This window comes from Rhodococcus sp. 14C212 (assembly GCF_011058195.1).
GTDB lineage: Bacteria > Actinomycetota > Actinomycetes > Mycobacteriales > Mycobacteriaceae > Rhodococcus > Rhodococcus aetherivorans.
This window is the reverse complement of record NZ_JAALEH010000173.1, coordinates 1-4519: the sequence shown is the minus strand read 5'-3', so window position 1 is coordinate 4519 and position 4519 is coordinate 1. Positions and strand designations below refer to the sequence as shown.

Here is a 4519-nt window from a genome sequence, read left to right as displayed (position 1 = left end):
CGGGGGTCGACACATCATCGCCAGGACAGTCTCGCGACGTCAGTGACATTCAGGGTCAGACCCCCACCGCACCAGACCTGTCCAGTATCAACCGGACCACTTCATACTCACAGTGACATTCGGCCACACACACAGAGGGGTGGGTCAGCGGGCGGTCCAGCCGCCGTCCATCGTGTAGGAGGCGCCGGTGACCATGCCGGCGCCGTCCGAGGCCAGCCACGACACGAGGGAGGCCACCTCCGCGGGTTCGACGAGCCGCTTGATCGCCGGCTCGGTGAGCAGCACGTCGGCGAGCACTCGCTCCTCGTCGATGCCGTGCAGCCGGGCCTGGTCGCTGATCTGCTTCTCCACCAACGGCGTTCGCACATAGCCCGGGTTGACGCAGTTGCTGGTGACGCCGTGTGGACCGCCCTCGAGGGCCGTGACCTTCGACAGCCCCTCGAGGGCGTGCTTGGCGGTGACGTATCCGGACTTGAAGGACGAGGCGCGCAGGCCGTGCACCGACGACACGTTCACGATGCGTCCGAAGCCCCGGTCGTACATGTGCGGCAGGGCCGCCTTCACCAGAAGGAAGGGCGCCTCCACCATGAGCGTCTGGATCCTGCGGAAGTCGGTGAGGGCGAACTCCTCGATCGGGCGGACGACCTGGATGCCGGCGTTGTTGACGAGGATGTCGACCTCGAGCCGGAGCCCGTCGAGCTGGTCGGTGTCGAGCAGGTCCACCGCCCACGCCTGCCCGCCGATCTCGTGGGCGAGGGTCTTGGCGGCGACCTCGTCGACGTCGGCGACGGTGACCTGCACGCCGCGGGCGGCCAGTTCCCGTGCGCATGCCGCCCCGATGCCGCCGGCGCCGCCGGTGATCAACGCGGTGCGGGCACTCATGCGGGCACCGCCGTCTTCTCGGCGCCGACGGCGCGGGCATCCGCGGCATCGACGTCGCGCAGGCTGAGGCCCTTGGTCTCGCGGGCGGCGACGACGGCGATGATCGTCACCACCGACGCCACGGCCAGGTAGATCGCGATGGGCACAGCGCTGCCGTAGCGGCTGAGCAGCGCGGTCGCGATGATCGGCGCGAGCGAGCCGGCGACGATGGAGGTCACCTGGTAGCCGAGCGAGACACCCGCGTAGCGCATACGGGTCGGGAACATCTCGGCCATGATCGCGGGCTGGCCGGCGTACATGAAGGCGTGGAACACCAGGCCGATGACGATGGCGGACATGACCAGGGCGTTGTGCCCGCTGTCCATCATCGGGAAGGCGAAGAAGCCCCACGTGCCGGCGGTGACGGCACCGACCATGTACACCGGGCGGCGGCCGAAGGCGTCGGACAGGCGCCCGATGACGGGAATGATCGCGAAGTGCACGGCGTGCGCGGCGAGCATCCACCACAGGATGGTGGAGGTGTCCGCACCGACGACCACCTTGAGATAGGTGATCGAGAAGGTGACGACGAGGTAGTACATGACGTTCTCGGCGAAGCGCAGGCCCATGGCGGTGAACACGCCGCGCGGGTATCGCTTGAGGACCTCGACGACGCTGTACGAGCTGGACTTCAGCTGCTCCGACTCCCGCTGGGCCTCGAGGAAGATCGGCGCGTCGGTGACCTTGGTGCGGATGTAGTAGCCGACCAGCACGATGACGGCCGACAGCCAGAACGCGATGCGCCAGCCCCACGAGAGGAACGCCGCGTCGGACAGCGTGGTGGTCAGGACCAGCAGGACGACGGTGGCGACGAGATTGCCCATCGGCACGCCGGCCTGCGGCCACGACGCCCAGAAGCCGCGGGAACGGTTGGGGCTGTGCTCGGCGACGAGCAGCACCGCCCCGCCCCACTCGCCGCCCACAGCGAAGCCCTGGACGAAACGCAGCGTGACGAGCAGCGCGGGCGCCCAGTAGCCGATGGCACCGAAAGTGGGCAGGCAGCCCATGAGGAAGGTGGCGACGCCGACGAGCACGAGGCTGGTCTGCAGCAGTTTCTTGCGGCCGAACTTGTCGCCGAAGTGGCCGAACACGACGCCGCCGAGGGGCCGTGCGACGAAGCCGACGGCGTAGGTGACGAACGCGGCGATGATGGCGTCGAGCTCGTTGCCGGTGTCGGGGAAGAAGACCTTGGAGAATACCAGGGTGGCGGCGGTGCCGTAGAGGAAGAACTCGTACCACTCGACGACGGTGCCGGCCATCGAGGCGCCGACGACCTTGCGCAGGCCCGAGGTGGGGGTCTCGTCCGGTGTGCGGCCGTCGGGCCGTGCCTGTTCGACGCTCATGAGTTCGTCCTCCTCGGTTCGACTGTGACGGGCAACACTTCTGAACGCATGTGCCGAGTATTGATGCACAGATCTGCATGCACAATGACGCGATCCGCAGAGTAGATCTGCAATAATGCACACATGAGTGCGACGTCGGCCGATGACCTGCTGGTTCTGCTGGCCGTCGGCCGCACGGGCCGTTTCACGACGGCCGCCGACGATCTCGGCGTCAACCACACGACCATCGCCCGTCGCATCTCGGCGCTGGAGAAGAGCCTCGGCGGGCGCGTGCTGGCCCGCGCGTCGGGCGGATGGGAGCTCACCGAGCTCGGCCGCTCGGCTCTCGCCGCGGCCGAGCGGATCGAGGCCGCCGTCGCGGGGCTGGCAGGACCCGACGGGGACCGCGGGCTCGAAGGCGTCGTCCGGGTCTCGGCGACCGACGGCTTCAGCGCCTATATCGCGGCCCCGGCCGGTGCGCTGGTGCGGCGACGGCACCCGGGCGTGGCGGTGGAGATCGTCGCGGCCACGCGCCGCGCGTCGCAGCAACGGTCCGGCCTCGACCTCGAGGTGGTGGTGGGACGCCCCCAGGTGCACCGCGCCGAGGCGCACCGGCTGGCCGACTACACCCTCGGCCTGTACGCGGCGCGGGACTACGTCGCCGAACACGGCGCCCCGACGACGGTGCGCGAGCTGAGCCGTCACCCCCTGGTGTACTTCATCGACTCGATGCTGCAGGTCGACGACCTGGACCTGGCCCGTCGCATCGCCCCGGACATGCACGAGTCGGTGAGTTCGACCAACGTGTTCGTCCACGTCGAGGCCACCCGCGCCGCGGCCGGACTCGGGTTGCTGCCGTGCTTCATGGCCGACCGGCACACCGACCTGGTGCGGATCCTGCCGGCGGAGGTGGAGGCGCGGCTGAACTACTGGATGGTGGCGCGGTCGGAGACGCTGCGCCGGCCCGAGGTCGCCGCCGTCGTCGCGGCGATCCGCGAGACCGTGCACGCCCAACGCCAGGTTCTGCTCGGCCGGCCCGCCGCGTGATCCACCCCGCGTCCAGGTGACCGAATGTGACATCGTGCTCGATAGTCTGACCAGATGTCACATTCGGCAGGGGACACGCGGGCGGGGGCCGGCCGGTTCGCCCCGAGTCCCTCGGGCGACCTGCACGTCGGGAACCTGCGCACGGCGGTCCTCGCGTGGCTGTTCGCCCGGAGCACCGGGCGGCGGTTCCTGATCCGCGTCGAGGATCTGGACCGGGTCCGGCCCGGCGCGCAGGAACGTCAGCTCGCCGATCTCGCCGCGCTGGGCCTCGACTGGGACGACGAGGTGGTCCACCAGTCGCGGCGGCTGCCCCTCTACGACGCCGCGATCGCCCGCCTCACCCGCGCGGGCCTGACCTACGAGTGCTTCTGCACGAGACGCGAGATCCACCACGCGGCGTCCGCGCCGCACGCCCCGCAGGGCGCCTATCCCGGAGCCTGCCGGAATCTCACCGAGGCCGAGCGGGAGGCGAAACGGGCGTCGGGACGGCCGGCCGCGCTGCGCCTGCGGTCTGGCGCCTCCACCTTCACCGTGGCGGACGTGGTGCACGGCAGCTTCACCGGTGTCGTCGACGACCTCGTGCTGCGCCGCGGCGACGGCATCCCCGCCTACAACCTGGCCGTCGTCGTCGACGACGCGGCGCAGGGCATCGACCAGGTGGTACGCGGCGACGACCTGCTCACCTCGGCACCGCGGCAGGCCTATCTCGCGGCGCTGCTCGGGCTTCCGGTACCCACCTACGCGCACGTGCCGCTGGCGCTGAACGTGCACGGCAAACGCCTCGCCAAGCGTGACGGTGCCGTGACGCTCACCGACCAGGCGGCGCTGGGCCACACCGCGGCCGACGTGCTGAGCCGGATCGCGGTCTCGCTCGACCTGGCGGACAAGGACGAGCCCGTCACGCCGGAACTGCTGCTCGAACGATGGGATCCGTCCCGGCTCCCCCGGGAGCCGTGGGTGTACGACGGCAGCTGGTGACCGGTATCGGTGCAGCGCGACAGCCCGCCGGGGTCCGCGCGGCCGGCACCGCCGCGTGGTCCGTTTCGCGCCGGTCGTCCGGCTCGCGGAAGTTCCGGTGATCGTGCAATTCGGGCGCGTCGGACGTAGTGTGCGCAGTCGACAACGCGATTGGCTCCACCCTCCCCACCGAGAAGGATCCGATGACGACCGGCGGTTACGACCCCAGCAAAGAGCCCAACAACCAGGGCGGCGAACCCAACCCCCCGCAG

The 4519-nt window shown here is 70.1% G+C and carries 4 protein-coding genes; 2 read left to right on the top strand and 2 right to left on the bottom strand.

Translation table 11 applies throughout. From position 1 onward, the window contains the following. Positions 1 to 144: 144 nt before the first annotated feature. Both G6038_RS30265 and G6038_RS30260 read right to left on the bottom strand, forming a co-directional pair. Positions 145 to 882 (bottom strand): 3-hydroxybutyrate dehydrogenase, encoded by a 738-nt coding sequence (locus G6038_RS30265; protein ID WP_165042558.1) that lies wholly within the window; start codon positions 880 to 882, stop codon positions 145 to 147. After that, positions 879 to 2264 (bottom strand): MFS transporter, encoded by a 1386-nt coding sequence (locus G6038_RS30260; protein WP_165042556.1) that lies wholly within the window; start codon positions 2262 to 2264, stop codon positions 879 to 881. Before G6038_RS30260 ends, G6038_RS30265 begins: the two co-directional genes overlap by 4 nt. 123 nt (positions 2265 to 2387) lie before the next feature. On the opposite strand from G6038_RS30260, the gene G6038_RS30255 reads away from it, so the two are divergent. After that, the gene (locus G6038_RS30255; RefSeq protein WP_165042554.1) at positions 2388 to 3290 is read left to right on the top strand and encodes a LysR family transcriptional regulator; all 903 of its coding nucleotides are present in this window, start codon (positions 2388 to 2390) and stop codon (positions 3288 to 3290) included. A 54-nt stretch (positions 3291 to 3344) separates the two neighbouring features. Continuing rightward, positions 3345 to 4268, top strand: coding sequence for a tRNA glutamyl-Q(34) synthetase GluQRS (gluQRS, locus tag G6038_RS30250; RefSeq protein WP_165042552.1), 924 nt, complete (start codon positions 3345 to 3347; stop codon positions 4266 to 4268). Positions 4269 to 4519 lie beyond the last annotated feature (251 nt).